This is a genomic window from Croceibacterium ferulae, assembly GCF_003660445.1.
In the GTDB taxonomy this organism is placed as follows: domain Bacteria; phylum Pseudomonadota; class Alphaproteobacteria; order Sphingomonadales; family Sphingomonadaceae; genus Croceibacterium; species Croceibacterium ferulae.
In genome coordinates this window covers 21,474-40,829 of the sequence record NZ_QZVQ01000012.1, presented here as the reverse complement: position 1 = coordinate 40,829, position 19,356 = coordinate 21,474, and the positions used below count along the sequence as shown (strand labels likewise).

Sequence of the window (19,356 nt, the reverse complement as noted above, 5' to 3'; positions counted from 1 at the left end):
GCGGGATGGGCCGGCCGCTAAGGCATCAGTCACTTCCTAGCGCCCGCAAGTCCCCGCGTCAGCCGGCACAGTGATCAGGTCGACCGCTTGCAGCAATCCGGACGGCTGCGGCGCGATGCTGTCCTGATCCTGCGGTTGGAAACGCTCGCCATAGCGGGCATGCAGCAGGCGATGATCCGTGCGCGGCTGCCCGGCCAGATGGTTCATCATCGTGTTCGCCACATCGATCTCGATCCGGTTGGCTCCGTCCCGCAGCGCCGCCGTGATGTCGAGGCGGTAAGGCGGGGCCCAAGCAGAACCGACGCGCGCGCCATTCACGCTGACGATTGCCGCATCACGCACCGGAGCCGCGAGCTCTGCCTGATGGCGAGCGCGGGGCGGTGCCGGAGCGGGCCGTGCTTCCCCGAAATCGAGGACGTAGCAGGCTTGCGGATCGAGGCCGGCAATCGGCAGCTCGGTCCGATACGTCCCGATGCCCGAGAAATATTGCAGGCCATCGCGCGTCGCCCAATCGCGCCAGACATCTTCCGCGATCTGGCGGCCGTCGATCGACAAGGTCCAGCCCCCCGCCAGCGGTTGCCGCCGCTCTGGTACGCCGACTGCCTGCACGGGCCCCGCTTCCTCGCTGAAGATCAGGAACCGCGACTGGTACGGCGCCAATGTCAGCTCGACCGCATCTCCGCCACCCGCCGGCCAGCGGCGGCCGGTCATCGGATCCCACCACTCGCCAGCGGCGAACCGGCTGGCGATGCGTGCACTGGTATGCACCGGCTGGTTGCCGCTGTTGACGATGAAGAAGATGTCCCGGTCCGCCGTGTTGCGGCGAATAAAACCGATATCCGGGTCGGGCATGGCCAGGGTGACGTCGGGCGTCGCGGCCGCCCGCAGTGCCGGCGTGACCTCCGCAGGGTCGATCACGGTCACAGCACCGCTGGCGAGCAGGCGACGGCTGATGGCCTGCACGGCCGCGCTGTCTTCCTCGGCGTGCAGCCCTCCGGCTGTCTCCGGCAGGTCGCCGATTGCCAGCAGCCGCCCGCCGCTCCCGACCCATTGCTCGATCTTCCGGAAGGCATCCGCATCGATCCGCTGCAGATGGGGCAGCAGCAGCACGCGGTGCGGCAAGGTCCGTCCCTGCAACACGCCCCTATCCACGAAGTCTAGGCCGTGGCCGGAATCCAGGATGTCGCTCACCAGCGTGTCCGGCAGCAGCTCGCCCACCTTGACGTTGGCGGAAGGGCGCGCCGGAACCATCGCCGCGAAGGCATCCTCGATCGGCAGGTACAGCGCCACGCCATTTGCCGGCGCCCCCTGCCGCAGCATCCACGAGGTGCGCGCCAGATAACGGCTGACATCCGCCATCACCGGGTACCATGGATTGTGATCGTTCAGCGCTGCCGCGGCATAGAACGACCAGCCGGGCTCGGCTTCACCGGGCGGGCTGTAGGGCCAGCCATGCCCGATCAGCTGCGTCACGCCCTGCAGGAAGTGGCGATCCGCCTCCATCTTCATGTCCAGCGGCGTGGCGGCCCAGGACGGCGAATGCAGCCAGGTCCAGGTCTCCGACGAGACGACCGGCTTGTCATACAGGTGGGCTGCCGAAGTGGCCCAGCGCGTGGAGTTGAAGTCACGCCAATCCTCGCCCTCCCCTTCGGGCAAGGCGATCAGCGCATTGCTGGACAGGGTCGCTGGCGGGTAGCCATAGACCTGTGCGCGCACTTGCGTGCCATGCTCCCTCGCCCATTCACTCAGCGGCGCAAGGTAGCGCTCGTCCACCAGCTCCGACAGGGTCAGCGCCCAGTCGTGCCGCACCGCTCCGCTATCGGGCGTGTCCAGGAACAGATCGGGAAGATGATCCAGCAGGTCATAGCCGCGCCTGTTGGCGAACTCGGCCGGCAAGTCGGGCGTCCAGCTGCCGCCGTACACCTCCAGACTGTCCGAAAACAGCGCATGCGGCGGTTTCGTGCCGGCGAAGGCGGACAGCAGCGGGGTCACGACCTCGGCCAGATGCAATCGCAGCGCGTCCGGGTCCATATGGTCGAGCACGAAGCCTTCCCCGCCGATACCCGGCCGCTTGACCTGTTGCCCGGTGCGACCGGCAATGAAGACCAGCGCCTCCCGCGGCTCATCCGCCGACGTCAGATCGGCGCGTGCGCCCTCATGCGCCAGCGGAGCAAGCGGGCGAGCGGCGGTCTTCTCGGCGACAGGGCCGATCATGGCAGACAGGATGCGCTCGCCCGCATTCACGTCAGGCAGGATCACCGCGTTTTGCCCCGCTGCCACGGGCACGCGCACAAGGCGGATTTCGGCAGAAGCGCGGTCGACCGGGATGTGCGGCCCACCATAAGGCCAGCCGCTGCCGCCGGTCACATCGACCCGCAGCCCTTCCGCACGCGCGGTATCGGCTGCATGGCGCAGATTGGCCAGGAACTCCGGTGACAGATAGCGCTGATTGGCCGCATCCTGCGCCGCATGATCCAGCTGCATCGGATAGACCGGCTGGATCTCCACCCCGCCGATACCGCCTGCCTTCATGGCGCGCAGCTCCCGGTCGATCTCCCCCGGGGCGACCGCCGGGCCGAACCACCACCAGCGCATCATCGGCCGCGCCTCCGCAGGCGGTTCGCTGAAGCCCTGCCACAATTCGCCGCCATCTGCTGCCGACTGCGCGTGAAGAACGGTCGTCCCGGCGAGGCAGCACAGCGCCGCCATCACCTGCGCAGTGCGGCGCACCGCCCGGCCGGGCCTGATGTGCGGCATGGTCTCTCCCTCGCATGTCATGTTGTACGACAACAAGGTGGCAGACATTCGGCTGCGGGCAAGTGTGAAATCAAGGCAGACCCTGACCGCTTACGCGGCGAGACAGGCTGCCCGGGTCAGTAGCCCCGGCTGACGGCAAAGCGGGCGGCGTCAATCATGGCGGCGCGGGCCTTGCTGTCGGGAAAGATCGACAGGGCATCGCATGCCCGCTCCGCAAAGTGGCGGGCCCGTTCGCGCGTTGCATCGATGGCGCCATGCTGGCGTATCAGCGTCACCGCATGGGCCAGATCCTCATCTTCCGTGCGGAAGCCGGCGATGGCGTCGCGCCAGAACTGTCGCTCCTCCTCGTCACCGCGGGCATAGGCCAGGATCACCGGCAGGGTCATCTTGCCCTCGCGGAAATCGTCCCCCTTTTCCTTGCCCATCTCCGCCGCGGTGCTGTCGTAATCGATCGCATCGTCGACCAGCTGGAAGGCGATCCCCAGATTGCGGCCGTAATCGTCCAGCGCCTGCTCCTCGGCATCACCGGTTTCGGCGACAATGGCAGCGATCCGGCTGGCGGCGGCGAACAGGGCGGCGGTCTTGCTGCCGATGATGTGAAGATAGCGATCCTCGCTCGTCTCGATCTTGCGCTGTGCGACCAGCTGATCGACCTCCCCCTGCGCGATGATCGCGCTGGCGGAGCTGAGGATCTTCAGCACGCGGAGGCTGCCATCCTCCACCATCAGTTCGAAGGCGCGGGCGAACAGGAAATCGCCCACCAGCACGGCGGCCGGATTGCCGAACACGATGTTGGCGGTGGACTGCCCCCGACGCGTTTCCGACCCATCCACCACATCGTCATGCAGCAGGGTCGAGGTGTGGATGAACTCCACCGCGGCGGCCAGCCGGTGGTGGCGCGTGCCGTGATATCCACACACTGCGGCCCCCGCCAGCGTCAGCATGGGCCGCATCCGCTTGCCCCCACCGGCGATCAGATGACCGGCCAGCGCGGGGATCAGCGGAATTTCGCTCTGCATCCGGTCCAGGATGATCTGGTTGACCGCATTCATCGACGTCTGCGTCAGCGACAGAATGGGGCCAAGCGACGGTGCTCTGGCGGGCAGCGATACAACCTCGGCGCTCATGCCCGTGCAGATGGACAAGGTTCCCCTGCTTGGCAAGCGCGGAATCCCTGTCTAGCAGGTCAGGCACGGGTAGCGGATCAGGGGCGACGATGCAGAGGCAGGCAGCCGAACCGGAACAGGCCGGCACCGATGCGGTGCTGGCGGGCTTTCGCCGGTCGATCGACAATATCGATGCGGCGCTGGTCTGCATGCTGGCCGAACGCTTCCGCATCACGCAGGCGGTTGGCGAGTACAAGGCACGAGCGCAGCTGCCGCCGGCCGATCCAGGGCGGGAGGCACGGCAGATCGCACGGCTGCGCAGCCTGGCGGAAGATGCCGATCTCGATCCCGAATTCAGCGAGAAGTTCATCCGCTTCGTCATCGAGGAGGTGATCCGCCACCACCAGCGCCACGCCGCGGCAGAGGCGGAAACCGGCTAGGCCGGCAGTCCGGCGCGGGGCAGACGCAGGCGGACCAGCACGCCGCCCAGATCCTCGCTCTCGTCCAGATCCACAGTGCCGCCATAGATGCCGACGACATCGCGCACGATGGCCAGCCCCAGCCCGGTGCCCGGCTTGCCGGTATCCAGCCGCGCGCCGCGCCCGAACATGCCGTCGCGCTGCTGTTCGGGGATGCCCATGCCGTCATCCTCCACCCAGATCGTGCAGGTCGAATCGCTCGGCTCCGCATCCACGGTCAGGAACACGCTGCCCCCGCCATATTTGGCGGCGTTCTCCATCAAATTGCCCAGCACCTCGTCCAGATCCTGCCGCTCGATGGCGACTTCCGCCCGGGCCGATCCCGCGATGTCGAAACGCACTGCGGGGTAAAGCCGCGCAACGGCGCGCTCCACCGCACGGGCACTGTCCATGACATTGGTGCGCGACAGACCGATCGCCCGCCGGCCCAGAGCGCGCGCGCGCGCCAGATGGTGATCGACATGCCGGCGCATGGTCGCCACTTCGCGCAGGACTGCCTCGTTCAGGTCGGGCGCCTGGGCGCTGGCGGCATTGGTCAGCACGGTGAGCGGCGTCTTGAGCGCATGGGCGAGATTGCCGGCATGAGTGCGCGCCTCCTCCGCCTGACGATCGGTATGCGCCAGCAGCGCGTTCAGCTCCTCCACCATGGGCTGCACTTCCTGCGGCAGCGGATCGGTCACGCGATTGGCGCCCGTCGTGCGGATGCGTGCGATCGCCTTGCGCACGCGCCGCAGCGGAACCAGGCCGTACCAGGTCTGCAATGCGACCATGCCGAACAGGCCGAGGCCCAGCACGGCGAAGCTCCACACCAGGATGGAACGGCTGTCCGTGATCTGCGCGTCGAGCTCCCCACGCGCGGCGGCCACGGCGAACTGCCATTCGGTGTTGCTGCCGGGCAGCCGCAGGGTACGCTCGACCACGCGCAGCGGCTCTTCCTTGAACTGGTCCGTATCATAGTAGTGTGGCCGGTAGACGTGCCGCTCGCCGGAAAGCTGCAGCGTCCGGTCCCACAGCGATCGCGATGGCCAGTTCTCGTGTCCCTGCCCGCTGATCTGCCAATACAGGCCGCTGTTCGGCTCAAGAAAGCGCTGATCGCCCAGCGCCCGATTGAAGTAGACCTCCCCCTCCGGCCCGATCTCGGCCGAGCCGATCATGCTGGTCAGCACATATTCCAGCTGCTCGTCGAACTGGTTGGTCAGCAGGGAATTGATCGTGCGGTCCAGTGCCACCCCGCCCAGCAGCAGCAGCACGCCGATCCATGCCGCCGCGATCAGCAGCATGCGGCGGGCAAGACTGCCCGTCTGCGGCTGTGCGCCGCCCGCCGCCTGCGTCACCGGCGGCGCAGCAGCGCCAGCTGCCGCGTCGCGCAGGTCATCCGCGGGGGGCGTCGGGATCGTCGAGGCTGTAGCCAAGGCCACGGATGGTGGTGATGACATCGGCGCCCAGCTTCTTGCGGATGCGCGTCACGAAAACCTCGATCGTGTTCGAATCCCGGTCGAAATCCTGATCGTAGATATGCTCGATCAGCTCGGTGCGGCTGACCACCTTGCCCTTGTGGTGCATCAGGTAGCTCAGCAGCTTGTATTCCTGCGCGGTCAGCTTCACCGGCTCGCCCGCCAGCGTCACCCGGCCGCTGCGTGTGTCCAGCCGCACCGTGCCGGCGATCAGCTCGCTGCTGGCATTGCCAGTCGCCCGGCGGATCAGCGCACGCAGGCGGGCGATGAGCTCTTCCGTCTGGAACGGCTTGGCGAGGTAATCGTCCGCCCCGGCATCCAGCCCGGCCACCTTGTCGCTCCAGCTGTCGCGCGCGGTCAGCACCAGGACGGGAAACTTGCGCCCTTCCCGGCGCCACATGCCCAGCACCGTCAGCCCGTCAATCTCCGGCAGGCCGAGATCCAGGATCACGGCGTCATATTCCTCCGTCGAACCGAGAAAATGGCCGTCTTCCCCATCGACCGACAGATCCACCGCATAGCCGGTTTGCTCCAGCGTGGTCTTCAGCTGTTGCCCCAGCGTCGGCTCGTCCTCGACGATCAGGATGCGCATGTAGTTTTCCCTGCGATTGACCCCGGAACTGCTCTGGGCTTTCGGGATGAACGCGTCAACAAGCCGGCTGTTTCCGGCCGCGGCGCGCAGCGGGTCAGCGCGATACCCGCAGCACGCGGGCGGTGCGTGCATCCACGTCAACCCACACCACCTGCCCGTCCTTGATGAATTTCAGGCGGTAGGCCGTGGCGACCCCATCATACTCGAAACCGAGATATTCGTTTCCGCGCATTTGAGGGATGATCCGCCGCTCAATCTCCCGCACGGACATGACCCGCCCCGCCTGCATGTGCGTGCGAACGCTCTGCTGATCCTCCCTCGATTGTGCGGCGGCATCGACCGCGATGAACGGCACAAGTCCGATCACGGCGGCGGCAAGAAGCGAGGCAGGAAATGTGCGCATGGCCCGATAGTGACTGGACCCAGGCCATTGAACAAGAACTGAATGTCATGCAGGCCGGCCTGCCGGGCCGACCTGCAGTCAAGGCATTCAGCGGGTCAGTTCGAACGTGGTCACGATGGTGACCCCGGCCTGCACCAGTCCGGGCTGCACCGGCGGTGCCGCCTTGGCGGCTGTTTCCTGCACGTCCATCGTGCGCATCATCGGCCGGGGCATGCCCGGCGCGATGCCTTCCTCCAGCTTCAGCAGCCGGACATCGGAATAGCCGGCCATCCGGGCATAGTCGCGCGCCTGCGCCATGGCGGTCTGCATGGCCGCCTGCCGCGCCTGCGCCCGTGCGGCGGTATCGTCGGCAATGGCGAAGTCAGGCCCGGACAGGTCGGTGGCCCCCGCCGCGACCAGCGCATCCAGCACCTCGCCGACCCGATCGACACCATCCAGCTTCACGCTTACCCGGTTGGATGCGGAATAACCGCGAAACACCTGCCGCTGGGTCTGCTGATCGTAATCGTATCGCGCGCCCAGGTTGATGCCTGCCGTCTGGATGTTACGCGCCGGTACTCGGAGCTGTCGCAGCCGCGCGATCACCTGCTCCATCTGTGTCGAATTCGCCTGGAGAGCCTCAACCGCAGTGGCTGCCTCGCTGGTCACGCCTGCGCTGATGGTAACTTCGTCAGGCTCAGCCTCGATATTCTCCGTCACCGTCAGTTCGACGACCGGACCGGTCGCAGCAATCTGGACCTCGGCAGCCTGCACGGGCGCATTGATGATCGCGGCAGCGGCGATGGCGCTGGCCACGAAGCCCGCGGCGGGCATGAACAACTTCATCGCGGATACTCTCCTTTGTCTCTGCTGCGTTCCTGCTGCGGCACGGGGGATGACCGGCCCATGAACTCGCGACTGCCATGGACCGGCGCCTTGCGCGCCGCTTGTGTACGCCAGACGGAACCCTTAGGTGCCCGCCTTGATCATGGCAGATGCACCAATTCTTTCCTGGGAAGGTCTTTCCCTGCAGCAGGGCGGCCGTTGGCTGTTTACCGATCTGGGGCTGCATGTCGGCCCACGTGACAAACTGGCCCTGATCGGGCGCAACGGCGCCGGGAAGACCACCCTGCTGAAATTGGTCGCTGACCGGATCGAGGCTGACAAGGGCACGCGGTCGGTGCAGCCGGGCACGCGTATCGTCATGCTGGAGCAGGAACCGGACCTTACCGGCTTCGACACGCTGATGGATTTCGCGCTCGGTGGCGCCAATGCACCGCCGCGGTTCGAGGTGGATGCGATTGCGGGACAGCTCGGCATCGACCTCTCGCGCAGCGCCGCGACGGCCAGTGGCGGGGAAAGGCGGCGTGCGGCGATCGCCCGTGCTCTGGCCATGGAGCCTGACCTGCTTTTGCTGGATGAGCCGACCAACCATCTGGACCTCGCCGCGATCGACTGGCTGGAAAGCTGGCTGCAACGCTATCGGGGCGCGTTCATCGCCATCAGCCATGACCGGACCTTTCTGAAGCGGCTCACCAATGCGACGCTGTGGCTCGATCGCGGCTCGATGCGGCGCAAGGATATCGGCTTCGGCGGCTACGAGGCATGGGAAGAACAGGTCTATGCCGAGGAGGCGCGCGCGGCCGAGCGGCTGGACGCCAGGCTGAAGCTGGAGGCGCACTGGTTGGAACGCGGCGTCACTGCCCGGCGCAAGCGCAATCAGGGCCGGCTCGAAGCGCTGTACAAGATGCGCGCCACGCGGGCAGCGATGATCAACCCTGCCGGCACCGCCAAGCTGGGCCTCGCCACCGATGACGAGGTCCGAACGAAATCGGTGATCGTGGCCGAGAAAGTCGGCAAGACCTACGGCGAACGGACCGTGATCCGCGATTTCACGCTGCGCATCCAGCGTGGCGACCGCATCGGCGTCGTCGGTTCGAACGGCGCAGGCAAGACCACGCTGCTGAAGCTTCTGACGGGCGAGATCGAGCCTGACACGGGCCAGATCACGCTGGCCAAGACGCTGAACGGCGTGATGATCGACCAGCAGCGCGCGCTGATGCAGGGCGACCTGACCGTGCGACAGGTGTTGGCCGAAGGGGGCGACTGGATCGACGTGCGCGGCACCCGCAAGCATGTGCAGGGCTACCTCAAGGAGTTCCTGTTCGATCCGGCGATCGTCGAGATGAAGGTCAGCGTCCTGTCGGGTGGGGAGCGTAGCCGCCTGTTGCTGGCGCGCGAATTTGCCAAGGCATCCAACCTGCTGGTGCTGGACGAACCGACCAACGATCTCGATCTGGAGACGCTGGACCTGCTGCAGGAGGTGATTGCCGACTACGAAGGTACCGTGCTGATCGTCAGCCACGATCGCGACTTCCTGGACCGAACAGTGACCGTCACGCTGGGACTGGATGGCTCCGGCGATGTCGATATCGTTGCCGGCGGGTACGAGGACTGGGTGGCAAAGCGCAAGGTGCGGCAACCCGCTGGCGGCGGCAAGGCCAGGCCGGCAGCACAAGCTGCTCCGCCAGCGCCGCCTCCGCCTCGATCGAACAAGCTCAGCTACAAGGATCAGCGCGATTACGATCTGCTGCCGAAGCGGATCGAGGAACTGGATGGCCTGATTGCAAAGGGCGAGACGGCGCTGGCCGACCCGGCGCTCTATAGCAGCGATCCGGCCAAATTCGCGCGCATCTCCGCCGCGCTGGACCAGACACGGGCGGAGAAGGATGCGGCGGAAGAGCGATGGCTGGAGCTGGCGGAACAGGTGGAGGGCTGAGCCCCCCTCCCCGTCACTTCACCTGATGCGGTAGTAATCCGCGACCCGCTCGAGCGCCAGTTTCAGCACCAGCTTGCCGCTGCGGGCCGGCCATTCCAGCGCCTTTTCCGCGAGCGGCAGCGTTTCGCCGCTGCAGACCACCCGCCACAGAATGTCCTGCAGCCCCTTGCCCGCACTCGCGCAAGCCTCATCAAATCGGCGCTTGGCCGCGATCTGGCGCTCGGTGGCGGAAAGGCCGGCATCGCCGGTGCCGCGGATGCGCACGACATCCCAGCTCATCGTGATGCTGGGACCAAGCTGGGCACGCTCCCAATCGGCACGCAGGCGCTCGCCCGCCTCGTACAGCCGGTCTTCCAGATGGCCGTGCGCGTGCAGCCAGGTGAGCGGCGATTCGGCGATATTGACGGTCACGCTGCGCTTCTTCGTGGCCGCGCCCCGTGCGCCAACCCTGCGGGCGCGCACCGGTCCATCGCTGGTCATCTCGCGCGTCACCAGTTCCTGCTGCATCATGTCTGCGAATCCCCTGTCGTCGATGCAGCCGGGTTGCCAAATCCGTTGGCGTGTAGGAAAACGGAAAACCAAACAGGTTAACTTTTTTTTGAGGCCAGCATGATCAACCGCATCCGCGATATTCGGAAGGAAAAAGGGCTGACGCTGGCTCAGGTGGCCGCGGCCTGCGATCCGCCGACCACCGCCCAGACGATCGGACGCCTGGAAACGGGAACGCGCAAGCTGAGCCTGGACTGGATGAACACGATCGCCGCCGCCCTTGAAGTGGAGCCCAATCTACTGGTCCGTGGCGACGCAGGAGTTGAACAGCCCAAGGTCGTGGCACGGCTAACCGACAGTGGCCCGGAGGCGCTGAACAAGGCGCGTAATGCGATCCTGCCGACCGCGCTGGGCGGTGATGCGCCACTGATCTGTCTCGCGGTCGAGGCCACCCAGGGTGAGTATCGCGCCGGCGATCAGCTGTGGCTGCGCCAGCATGCGCCGGAGGATGCCGCCCGGCTGGTCAATCGCGACGTGCTCTGCCCCCGCTCAGGAGGGCGCTTCGCCTTTGGCAGACTGATCAACCGGGAGGGCAGCAAAATCGGCCTGCTGCCGCCCCTCGCCGGTCAGTTGCAGGTCGTGGTCGACAACCCGCCGTGGATCGCGGTGGCGGAGATGCTTGTCCGCCGCCTGTAGCTGCGATCAGGCCTTGCTCATCGCCTTGCGCGCCTGCCGGTCGGCTTCGCTTTCCTTGGGCACGAAGCTGTCGGACGTCACGCCTAGCCAGATCAGGATCGGTGCTGACATGAAGATCGACGAATAGGTGCCAATGAAGATGCCCAGAGTGATCGCGGCGGTGAAGCCGAAGATCACGTCCGGCCCCAGGATCAGCAGCGCCATCAGCGTGATCAACAGCGACAGGGAGGTGACAATGGTGCGAGACAGCGTTTCGTTCACGGACAGGTCGAGCAGCTCGGGCAACGGCATTCGCCGGTACTTCTTCAAGTTTTCCCGGATGCGGTCATAGACCACGATCTTGTCGTTCAGCGAGTAGCCGATCAGCGTGAGCAGCGCGGCGACGATGTTGAGGTCGAACTCCCACTGCGTCAGCGAGAACATGCCGATCGTCAGCAACACGTCCTGCACCAGCGCGAACAATGCGCCGACGCCGAACTGCCACTCGAACCGGACCCAGATGTAGATCGAGATTGCGATGGAGGCGAGAATCAGGGCCTTCATGCTGGTTTCGAACAGCTCACCCGAGACCCGGCCCGACACCGCGTCCACGCCGTCTATCCGGGCATCCGGATGATTGGCGCGGATAGCGCGGGTGACAGCTTCGGTCATCTCTGCCGACAGTTCCGGCTGCGTGTCCGCCCCTTCCGGCAGGCGCATGCGGATGGAAACCTCGTTCGGCTCACCAAAAGCCTGGATCACCGGCTCACCATAGCCGAGCGCGGCGATGTCCTCGCGCAGTTCGGTGACGGGCGCTTCCGCGCTCTGGGTGAAGGTCGTGCGGATCATCTGGCCGCCGACGAAATCGATGCCCAGGTTCAGCCCGTTTGTGGACAACAGCACCACAGCGCCCAGCATCGCCAGCACGTTGACGATGAAGAACGGCCACTGCCATCGCAGAAAGTGGATGTTGGTGTTGTCGGGAACCAGCTTCAGCAGTTTCATCGCAGCCTGCCTTACAGCACGAGATCAGACGGCCGCGCACGGCGCAGCCAGCCGGCGACCCACATGCGGGTCAGGGTCACGGCGGTGAATACGGACGTGATGATGCCGATCACCAGAACGACGGCGAAGCCCTTTACCGGCCCGCTGCCGAACAGGAACAGCAGCACCGCCGCGATCACGTTGGTGATATTGGCGTCGAAGATCGCCCTGCTCGCCTCGCGATAGCCGCTCTCCACCGCCTGCACGGGCCGACGTCCGCGCGCACGTTCCTCGCGGATGCGCTCGTTGATGAGCACATTGGCGTCGACGGCCGCACCGATTGTCAGCACGAACCCGGCGATGCCCGGCAAGGTCAGAGTGGCGCCGAGCACCGCCATCACGCCCAGGATCATCAGCACGTTGATGACGACCGCAGCGTTCGCATACAGGCCAAAGCGCGGGCCGTAAGTGGCGAAGATGAACAGCACCAGCGCCAGCGTACCCACCCCGATGGCGATCGCGCCCTTGCTGATCGAATCGGCTCCGAGTTCCGCACGAACGGTCCGCTCCTCCACCACCGTCAGTTCCACCGGCAGCGCGCCTGAATTGAGCGCGATCGCCAGCTGGTTGGCTGATTCGGTCGTGAAGTTCCCGGAAATCTGCGCCGTTCCGCCCAGGATCGGTTCGTTGATCGTCGGCGCGGACAGCACTTCCCCATCCAGAACGATCGCGAACTGCCGGTTCACGTTCTCCGTTGTCAGCCGCGCAAAGCGCTGGGCACCCTGCGGGTCAAAGGTGATCGTGACCACAGGCGAGTTGTTCTGGGGATCAAAGGATTGTTGCGCATTAGTGAGCGAGTCCCCGCGAATTCCGCCCAGCCGACGCACCGCGATGCCGCCGGTGAACTGCGAATCTGCCGCATAGGGCACGATCTCGCTGCCCGGGGGCGCAATGCCCTGCGCGATGTCGGACGGCAGCGCGGTGGTATCGACCAGCTTGAATTCCAGGTTGGCGGTCTGCCCCAACAGCTCCTTCAGAGCCTGCGGATCCTCCAGGCCGGGAACCTGCACCACGATGCGGTTCTCGCCGGAACGGATGATGGTCGGTTCCCGCGTGCCGAGCGCATCGATGCGCTTGCGGACCACTTCGGTGGCGCTGTCCATCGCTTGCGAGGTCGCCACCTCAAGGCCGGCCCGGGTCTGGGTGAGCACGAAGCGGGTGCCGTCGACGACCTCGATCGTCCAGTCACGCTGCCCCGTCAGGCCCGCTCCGGTGGTCAGCGGTTCCAGCAAGCCGCGAGCGGCATCAACCTGGCCGGGATCCTCCAGCATGAAGGTCAGCCGCCCGCCGCTGGTGGAGATATCGCCGTGACGGATGCGCGGGCTCGCCTGCCGCAGCACGTCGCGGACGCTTTCTTCCATCGTCTGCAGCCGTTGCGCCGCAACCTGGCTGGCTTCCGCCTCCAGCATGATGTGCGAGCCGCCGGCAAGGTCGAGGCCCAGATTTACCGTGGGGCCCGGCATGTTGCCCCCGGACAGGGCCACCAGGCTCGGCAGGGCACACAACAGACCGATGGCGGTCAGCGCCCACAGCCAGACACGCTTCCAGAGCGGGAAATCGAGCATCAGCGTAGCGTCCGGTTCAGTCGTTCGCCGGCTTGCCGCCGGGCGCCATGATGTCGCCGATCGTTGCCTTCACCACGCGGACACGCACGTTCTGCGCAATCTCGACCTCGACCGCATCATCATCGACCCGCACCACCTTGCCGATGATCCCGCCAGCCGTGACGATCTGGTCGCCCCGCTTCACGGAAGCGATCTTGGCCTGATGGCTCTTCTGGCGCTTCATCTGCGGACGGATGATCAGGAACCAGAAGATCGCCACCATGCCGATAATCGGCAGGAATTGCAGCCATCCCGGCGGGGCCGAACCGCCCGCACCGGCGGCAAGTAGGTCAAGCATCGTGTGTTCGATCCGTCTGATTGTAACGGCACTGGAAGCGCCGGCATTGTCAGGCAGATGATGGTTGTTCACCCGCCTGATAAGTGGCCGCGGCGCCTAGCATCAATGCACCGCCCGCGCAATGAAGCGCCACAGGACACAGTTTTGGCTGCCTGTCCGCCCGCACTTGCCACAGCGAAAAGCCGCGCCTATAGGCCCGCTTCCACTGGCTCGGGACGTAGCGCAGCCTGGTAGCGCATCACACTGGGGGTGTGGGGGTCGGAGGTTCGAATCCTCTCGTCCCGACCAGTGGCAACCCCCCTCCGCTTTGCTGATCGATGTGGCGCCAGCTACCCGGCGGAGTGCGCTTCCATGCGAAAGCGCTTTCCTACATTAACCGATGCGGTTCATTCGGCTGCTCCCGACTCACATCCGGAGCGCAAGCCGTGGCCGTATTCGAAACCCTGATCTCTCCCATCGCCGCCCTGATCGACAAGATCATCCCCGACAAGGAAGCGCAGGCGCGCGCCAAGCTGGAATTGCTGAAGCTAGAAGGCACACAGGAGCTGGAGGCCATCCGGTCCCGCCTTTCGGCCATCGTGGCCGAGGCGGAATCCAAGGATCCCTGGACCAGCCGCGCCCGGCCGTCCTTTCTCTACGTCATGTATATCATGATCCTAATGGCGATTCCCATGGGCGTCCTGTCAGCCTTTCGCCCCGAGATGGCCGATGGGATCGCCCGCGGCATGAACACCTACCTGAACGGCCTGCCGGAAGAACTCTACGTCCTGTTCGGCACCGGTTACCTTGGTTACACCGCAGCCCGTCAGTGGGGCAAGGCAAAGGTCGCCGCGCAGTAAGCTGCCACGCACGGCTTTACCCCCTTGCTCCCCCGGCGCTATGGCGATGATCGTCGCCCATCGCGCCGGGGAGTTGTTGCTTGAGCCAGATCGTCTTCGTCCTGAACGGACCCAATCTGAACCTGCTCGGCACGCGGGAGCCGGATATCTACGGCTCCGACACGCTCGACGATATTGCCGGCCGCCTGGACGACCTGGCGCAGCCGCTGAACCTGACGGTCGATCTGCGCCAGTCCAACCATGAAGGTCATCTGATCGACTGGTTGCACGAGGCGCAAGCGCGGGATGCAAAGGGCGTGATCCTGAACGCCGGCGCGCTGACCCATACCAGCATCGGCCTGCACGACGCGATCAAGGCGATCCGCACCCCCGTGCTGGAGGTTCACCTGTCCAACCCTCACAGCCGCGAGCCCTTTCGCCATCACAGCTATGTCGGCATGGCATGCAAGGGCACGATCGCCGGGCTGGGATCGCTCGGCTACGAGCTGGCCTTGCAGGCCGTCAGCCGCTTCTGACGGTTCTTCGACCGCGGGTGCGGCCCTGCCGACCCTTGCTTTGCCCGATGGCTGATCCCATAGGGCGCCGTTTAGCAGTTTGAAGCTTGGAGGACCCATGGTGGCAGATAGCAGCGGAGACACTGCCGGCCCCGCGATGAAGATCGACAGCACGCTGGTGCGCGAGCTGGCGGAGATGCTGGTCGATACCGGTTTGACCGAAATCGAGGTTGAGGAAGGGGCGCGGCGCATCCGTGTAGTGCGGCAGAACATCGTGGCTGCGGCTCCACCGGCGGTGGCGCAGGCTGCGGCGAGCTATGCGCCGCCAGCCCTCCCTGCCTCTGCCCCCTCGGCCCCGGTCGCGGAGGCTGCGCCGGACATGTCCAATGCCCTGCGTTCCCCCATGGTGGGCACGGCGTATCTCTCGCCAGAGCCGGGCTCTGCCCAGTTCGTGAAGGTGGGGGACACGGTGAAGGCTGGTGACACGCTGCTGATCGTGGAGGCGATGAAGGTCATGAACCCGATCACCGCCACCAAGGAAGGTGTGGTGCGCGAGATCCTGATCACCAACGCCCAGCCGATCGAGTTCGATCAGCCGCTGATGGTAATCGGCTGAACGGATGGGCATTTCCCGCATCCTGATCGCCAATCGCGGCGAGATCGCCCTGCGTATCCATCGTGCCGCGCACGAGATGGGCATCGAGACGGTGGCGGTGCACTCCACCGCCGATGCCGAGGCGATGCATGTCCGGCTGGCCGACCATGCCGTCTGCATCGGTCCCCCTTCGGCCACCGAAAGCTACCTGAACACGGCTGCGATCATCGCCGCGGCGGAGATCACCGGGGCGGATGCCATCCATCCGGGCTACGGCTTCCTGTCCGAGAATGCGCAGTTTGCGGAAATCGTGGAAGCGCACGGCCTCGCCTGGATCGGGCCCAAACCCGAACATATCCGCACCATGGGTGACAAGGTCGAGGCCAAGCGTACCGCGGGTGCGCTCGGCCTGCCACTGGTGCCCGGATCCGCCGGTGCGGTGGAATCGATCGAGGAAGCGGCACGGGTCGCGGAGGAGATCGGCTACCCGGTGCTGGTCAAGGCGGCGAGCGGTGGCGGCGGCCGCGGCATGAAGGTCGTGCCCGGCCCGGATATGCTGGAAAGCCTGATCCGCCAGGCCAAGAACGAGGCGAAGTCGGCCTTTGGCGACGACACCGTCTACCTGGAAAAGTATCTCGGCAATCCGCGACACATCGAGTTTCAGGTGTTCGGTGATGGCAAGGGCAACGCCATTCACCTGGGGGAGCGCGACTGCTCCCTGCAGCGACGGCACCAGAAGGTGCTGGAAGAGGCCCCTTCCCCCATCCTGTCCGAGGAAGACCGGAGCCGCATGGGCGGCATTGTCGCCAAGGCGATGGCCGACATGGCCTACCGCGGGGCGGGCACGATCGAGTTCCTGTGGGAAAACGGCGAGTTCTACTTCATCGAGATGAACACCCGCCTGCAGGTCGAACACCCGGTCACCGAGGCGATCACGGGCGTCGATCTGGTGCGCGAGCAGATCCGTGTCGCCGACGGCAAGCCACTATCGTTCCAGCAGGACGAGATCACCTTCACCGGCCACGCGATCGAGTGCCGCATCAATGCGGAAGACCCGTTCACCTTCAGCCCGTCGCCGGGCAAGGTGACGGCCTATCACGCCGCAGGCGGCATGCACGTCCGCGTCGATAGCGGGCTGTATGCCGGCTATTCCATCCCGCCCTATTACGACAGCATGATTGCCAAGCTGATCGTCTATGGCCGGACGCGTGAAGGCTGCATCATGCGGCTACGGCGTGCGCTGAATGAAATGGTCATCGAAGGGGTGAAAACAAACATCCCCCTCCATGACGCCCTGCTGCACGAAGATGACGTGCTCAGCGGCAACTACTCCATCAAGTGGCTGGAAGACTGGCTCGCCCGGCGCGATCACTGACCAGAACGGGCCGGGCACCTTTCAGTCGAAAGGAACGCCCGGCTCGCTCTTCGCGGTGCGGATGGTGAGCGACGTCTTGACGCTGGCGACATTGGGCGCCGGCGTCAGCTTGCTGGTCAGGAATTCCTGGAAGCTTTGCAGGTCGTGGCTGACGATCTTCAGGATGAAATCGATCTCGCCGTTCAGCATGTGGCATTCGCGCACTTCAGGCAGCAGCCGAATGTGATCCTCGAACGCACGCAGATCCTCCTCGGCCTGGCTCTTCAAGCTGACCATGGCGAACACGGTGATGGCGAAGCCCAGCTTGGAAGCGTCGAGATCGGCATGATAGCCGCGGATGACGCCCGCCAGTTCCAGCCCGCGCACGCGGCGCAGGCATGGCGGTGCGGTCAGGCCGACACGCTTTGCCAGATCGACATTGGTCACTCTGCCTTCCGCCTGCAATTCGGCAAGCAGCCTGCGATCGATCGAATCGAGCGTCGCCATCAGTTCCTCTCTCAGCCTCGCCACCATGTAGGATTGGAAGTTAACACGCGTTTGCACATGGGTGCGGGTAACAAAGTTGTCCATGCCCGCAATTCAACGCGATTGCAACAGGCCGGGGCCGCTGCGTCACAAAGCTCGTCGGGTCGCAGACGCAGCTTGCCTGCATCGCCGCCGCAAGCTAGGCGCAGCGGCAGCACATGCGGTGCAATGGGCCTGTAGCTCAGCGGTTAGAGCTGGCCGCTCATAACGGCTAGGTCGCGGGTTCGAATCCTGCCAGGCCTACCACCATCGCATATGCCGTGGCCTCACGGGCCGGTCGGGGAGTAGCGCAGCCCGGTAGCGCATCTGCTTTGGGAGCAGAGGGCCGCAGGTTCGAATCCTGTCTCCCCGACCATTCCGTTCACGATCAACCCGCCGGGTCGATCCGCGCCTGCCAGGCAGCGTGGGCGTCGAGCGCCCTTTGCGGTGTGGTGACCCACCAGGCATAGCCGTTGCGGCGTCCTTCGGAGACCAGGTTCACATCGTCGTGGATTCTCTTGTCCCGGTCGCCGAAGATCGGCTGGCCGCTCACGAGATCGTAATTGCGCGACCAGATCGGCCCGGCGCCCGGTTGCGGGATGAGCTTGCGCCCCTCCCCCGGCACGCGCGTGAAGGCGACATCATACGCAGCCTTGCTCCGCAACCATGCCATGCCGTCCTCGATCGCCGCGCGCATTTCGGGCGATGGCTGCTGATTTTGCATCAGGAACAGCAGGATGTCGGTCGTCTCGCCGGCCGCGATCGAGCGAGGTTCATAGTTGCGGGCGGAGATCGGCGCCAGCGTCAGCGGGTCCACCTGCTGCGGCCAGCCGGTGCGCCGCCCGTCCATCATCACCTGCGCCTGCAGGATCACGGCCGTGCCGCGTTCCACAGCGCTGCCGGCCTGCCTGCGCAGATTCGGCGAGACGAAAGCGAACTGCGGATCGGCTGCTACATCGGACAGCAGCATCATGACTTCGGCCATGCCGTTGTCGTTGAAGGTGATCCCGTCATGGTAGCCGCCCTGCAGCGGCCAAACCTGCGGCCACCCGCCGTTGGGATATTGCGCCGCGAGCAGGTAGCCGATTCCCTTGGCGAAGCTGGCCCGGTATCGGTCACCTTCACTTCCGGGCAAGGCGGCGGCGACCCGCGCCAGGTAGCGCAGTTCACCGGTGGTCGCGCCATTGTCGATGGTGCCGACATAGGTCCAGTTCCTGTCATCCGGCTGATCGAAATTGGCGGCGTCGCGTACGGCTGGCCCGCCATCGCTGCTGTAGCGCTGACCCGGCAGACGCGGCGGACCTGCGCGATCCAGGTTCTTGCTCCAGCCACCGGCCGGCGTCTGGAAGCTGATCACCGTATCGGCGATCCGCCGCGCCTCGGCAGTCGCGTACCATGATGGCTCGCGATCCATCGGCATGGACTTGATCCCGGCACCATGCGGCGCAGGCGCGGGTGGGCGGATGGCACCTGGCGCGAGTTCTGCCGCAAGTGAGGCCTGGTCGGCACGCATCTGCATGACGGAGCGCTGCAGATAATCGAACCAGGCCTGCTGCTCGGCCGCCGGCAAGGCGCTGATCCGCGCTGCATCGAGCGGCGGAGCCGGTACGTTCGTGCCGATCACCCTGGCGGTAGTTGGACTGACCATCGCTGTGCCGGACAATGTCGCAAGCGCCAGCAGCATGGCCGCGCCGCATATGCCTGACCGGCTCGCATGCCCACCTCTCATTTCCATTCTCCCTCTCCCTTGCTCGCCAGCTGTTCTGCATCTCATCTTCTTATCATACAGAACGCAGCGGATCTGATGCTGACGTGAGTTCGCTATTCGCAACGAAGCCAAAACTGAAGCTTTCGCTAATAAATTTCGTTGCCATCTGCAAAATGTTGTCA

Annotated in this window: 19 protein-coding genes and 3 tRNA genes; 10 read left to right on the top strand and 12 right to left on the bottom strand. The window is 65.4% G+C overall.

What is annotated here, in order from left to right:
• Positions 1 to 36: 36 nt before the first annotated feature.
• The gene (locus D5S08_RS14035; RefSeq protein WP_206610353.1) at positions 37 to 2,757 is read right to left on the bottom strand and encodes a glycosyl hydrolase; all 2,721 of its coding nucleotides are present in this window, start codon (positions 2,755 to 2,757) and stop codon (positions 37 to 39) included.
• A 116-nt stretch (positions 2,758 to 2,873) separates the two neighbouring features.
• Positions 2,874 to 3,884 (bottom strand): polyprenyl synthetase family protein, encoded by a 1,011-nt coding sequence (locus D5S08_RS14030; RefSeq protein ID WP_121119643.1) that lies wholly within the window; start codon positions 3,882 to 3,884, stop codon positions 2,874 to 2,876.
• Positions 3,885 to 3,973: 89 nt separating this feature from the next.
• Between D5S08_RS14030 and D5S08_RS14025 the strand changes: the two genes are divergently transcribed.
• Positions 3,974 to 4,303: a chorismate mutase gene (locus tag D5S08_RS14025; protein WP_121119641.1), complete on the top strand. Its 330-nt coding sequence runs from the start codon at positions 3,974 to 3,976 to the stop codon at positions 4,301 to 4,303.
• Here the strand turns inward: D5S08_RS14025 and D5S08_RS14020 are convergent.
• From D5S08_RS14020 to D5S08_RS14005, 4 genes are all read right to left on the bottom strand, one after another.
• The gene (locus D5S08_RS14020) at positions 4,300 to 5,760 is read right to left on the bottom strand and encodes a sensor histidine kinase (protein ID WP_421757470.1); all 1,461 of its coding nucleotides are present in this window, start codon (positions 5,758 to 5,760) and stop codon (positions 4,300 to 4,302) included. The two genes, D5S08_RS14025 and D5S08_RS14020, sit on opposite strands and share 4 nt — an antisense overlap.
• Positions 5,714 to 6,388, bottom strand: coding sequence for a response regulator (locus D5S08_RS14015; protein ID WP_121119637.1), 675 nt, complete (start codon positions 6,386 to 6,388; stop codon positions 5,714 to 5,716). The genes D5S08_RS14020 and D5S08_RS14015 overlap by 47 nt, the downstream gene beginning before the upstream one ends.
• Positions 6,389 to 6,482: 94 nt before the next feature.
• Positions 6,483 to 6,791, bottom strand: a complete 309-nt coding sequence (locus tag D5S08_RS14010) for a hypothetical protein (protein WP_121119635.1) — start codon at positions 6,789 to 6,791, stop codon at positions 6,483 to 6,485.
• An 87-nt stretch (positions 6,792 to 6,878) separates the two neighbouring features.
• Entirely contained in the window at positions 6,879 to 7,616 is a 738-nt protein-coding gene (locus D5S08_RS14005; RefSeq protein ID WP_241557422.1) for an SIMPL domain-containing protein, read from the bottom strand.
• A gap of 142 nt (positions 7,617 to 7,758) precedes the next feature.
• Between D5S08_RS14005 and D5S08_RS14000 the strand changes: the two genes are divergently transcribed.
• The gene (locus tag D5S08_RS14000; protein ID WP_121119633.1) at positions 7,759 to 9,549 is read left to right on the top strand and encodes an ABC-F family ATP-binding cassette domain-containing protein; all 1,791 of its coding nucleotides are present in this window, start codon (positions 7,759 to 7,761) and stop codon (positions 9,547 to 9,549) included.
• 18 nt (positions 9,550 to 9,567) lie between these two features.
• On the opposite strand, the gene D5S08_RS13995 is transcribed toward D5S08_RS14000, so the two are convergent.
• The gene (locus D5S08_RS13995; RefSeq protein WP_121119716.1) at positions 9,568 to 10,056 is read right to left on the bottom strand and encodes a DUF6456 domain-containing protein; all 489 of its coding nucleotides are present in this window, start codon (positions 10,054 to 10,056) and stop codon (positions 9,568 to 9,570) included.
• A 102-nt stretch (positions 10,057 to 10,158) separates the two neighbouring features.
• Between D5S08_RS13995 and D5S08_RS13990 the strand changes: the two genes are divergently transcribed.
• On the top strand, positions 10,159 to 10,734 hold the full coding sequence (locus D5S08_RS13990; RefSeq protein WP_121119631.1) for a helix-turn-helix domain-containing protein: 576 nt from the start codon (positions 10,159 to 10,161) through the stop codon (positions 10,732 to 10,734).
• 6 nt (positions 10,735 to 10,740) lie between these two features.
• Here the strand turns inward: D5S08_RS13990 and secF are convergent, their stop codons facing one another.
• Genes secF through yajC form a run of 3 tightly spaced genes read right to left on the bottom strand, consistent with a single transcriptional unit; the run spans position 10,741 to position 13,659 of the window.
• Positions 10,741 to 11,718 (bottom strand): protein translocase subunit SecF, encoded by a 978-nt coding sequence (secF, locus tag D5S08_RS13985; RefSeq protein ID WP_121119629.1) that lies wholly within the window; start codon positions 11,716 to 11,718, stop codon positions 10,741 to 10,743.
• Positions 11,719 to 11,729: 11 nt separating this feature from the next.
• Positions 11,730 to 13,322, bottom strand: coding sequence for a protein translocase subunit SecD (secD, locus tag D5S08_RS13980; protein WP_121119626.1), 1,593 nt, complete (start codon positions 13,320 to 13,322; stop codon positions 11,730 to 11,732).
• 16 nt (positions 13,323 to 13,338) lie between these two features.
• A complete protein-coding gene (gene yajC, locus D5S08_RS13975) occupies positions 13,339 to 13,659 on the bottom strand; it encodes a preprotein translocase subunit YajC (RefSeq protein WP_121119714.1) in 321 nt (106 codons plus the stop codon).
• A gap of 211 nt (positions 13,660 to 13,870) precedes the next feature.
• Here yajC and D5S08_RS13970 point away from each other — a divergent pair.
• The 5 genes from D5S08_RS13970 (at position 13,871) to accC (ending at position 16,962) form a co-directional block, all read left to right on the top strand.
• Positions 13,871 to 13,947 (top strand) — tRNA-Pro (locus D5S08_RS13970).
• A 137-nt stretch (positions 13,948 to 14,084) separates the two neighbouring features.
• Entirely contained in the window at positions 14,085 to 14,498 is a 414-nt protein-coding gene (locus tag D5S08_RS13965) for a holin family protein (RefSeq protein ID WP_121119624.1), read from the top strand.
• Positions 14,499 to 14,578: 80 nt separating this feature from the next.
• Positions 14,579 to 15,013: a type II 3-dehydroquinate dehydratase gene (gene aroQ, locus D5S08_RS13960; RefSeq protein ID WP_121119622.1), complete on the top strand. Its 435-nt coding sequence runs from the start codon at positions 14,579 to 14,581 to the stop codon at positions 15,011 to 15,013.
• 136 nt (positions 15,014 to 15,149) lie between these two features.
• Positions 15,150 to 15,608 (top strand): acetyl-CoA carboxylase biotin carboxyl carrier protein, encoded by a 459-nt coding sequence (gene accB / locus D5S08_RS13955; RefSeq protein ID WP_121119620.1) that lies wholly within the window; start codon positions 15,150 to 15,152, stop codon positions 15,606 to 15,608.
• 4 nt (positions 15,609 to 15,612) lie between these two features.
• Positions 15,613 to 16,962 carry an acetyl-CoA carboxylase biotin carboxylase subunit gene (gene accC / locus D5S08_RS13950; protein WP_121119618.1) on the top strand — a complete coding sequence of 450 codons (1,350 nt, stop codon included), beginning with the start codon at positions 15,613 to 15,615 and terminating at the stop codon, positions 16,960 to 16,962.
• Between the two features lie 21 nt (positions 16,963 to 16,983).
• Here the strand turns inward: accC and D5S08_RS13945 are convergent, their stop codons facing one another.
• Positions 16,984 to 17,448: an Lrp/AsnC family transcriptional regulator gene (locus tag D5S08_RS13945; protein ID WP_121119616.1), complete on the bottom strand. Its 465-nt coding sequence runs from the start codon at positions 17,446 to 17,448 to the stop codon at positions 16,984 to 16,986.
• A gap of 209 nt (positions 17,449 to 17,657) precedes the next feature.
• Between D5S08_RS13945 and D5S08_RS13940 the strand changes: the two genes are divergently transcribed.
• Together D5S08_RS13940 and D5S08_RS13935 are read left to right on the top strand one after the other, a co-directional pair.
• Positions 17,658 to 17,733, top strand: a tRNA-Ile gene (locus D5S08_RS13940).
• A 32-nt stretch (positions 17,734 to 17,765) separates the two neighbouring features.
• A tRNA-Pro gene (locus D5S08_RS13935) sits at positions 17,766 to 17,842 on the top strand.
• A 12-nt stretch (positions 17,843 to 17,854) separates the two neighbouring features.
• On the opposite strand, the gene pelA is transcribed toward D5S08_RS13935, so the two are convergent.
• Positions 17,855 to 19,114, bottom strand: a complete 1,260-nt coding sequence (gene pelA / locus D5S08_RS13930; protein WP_241557421.1) for a pectate lyase — start codon at positions 19,112 to 19,114, stop codon at positions 17,855 to 17,857.
• Between the last annotated feature and the right edge of the window lie 242 nt (positions 19,115 to 19,356).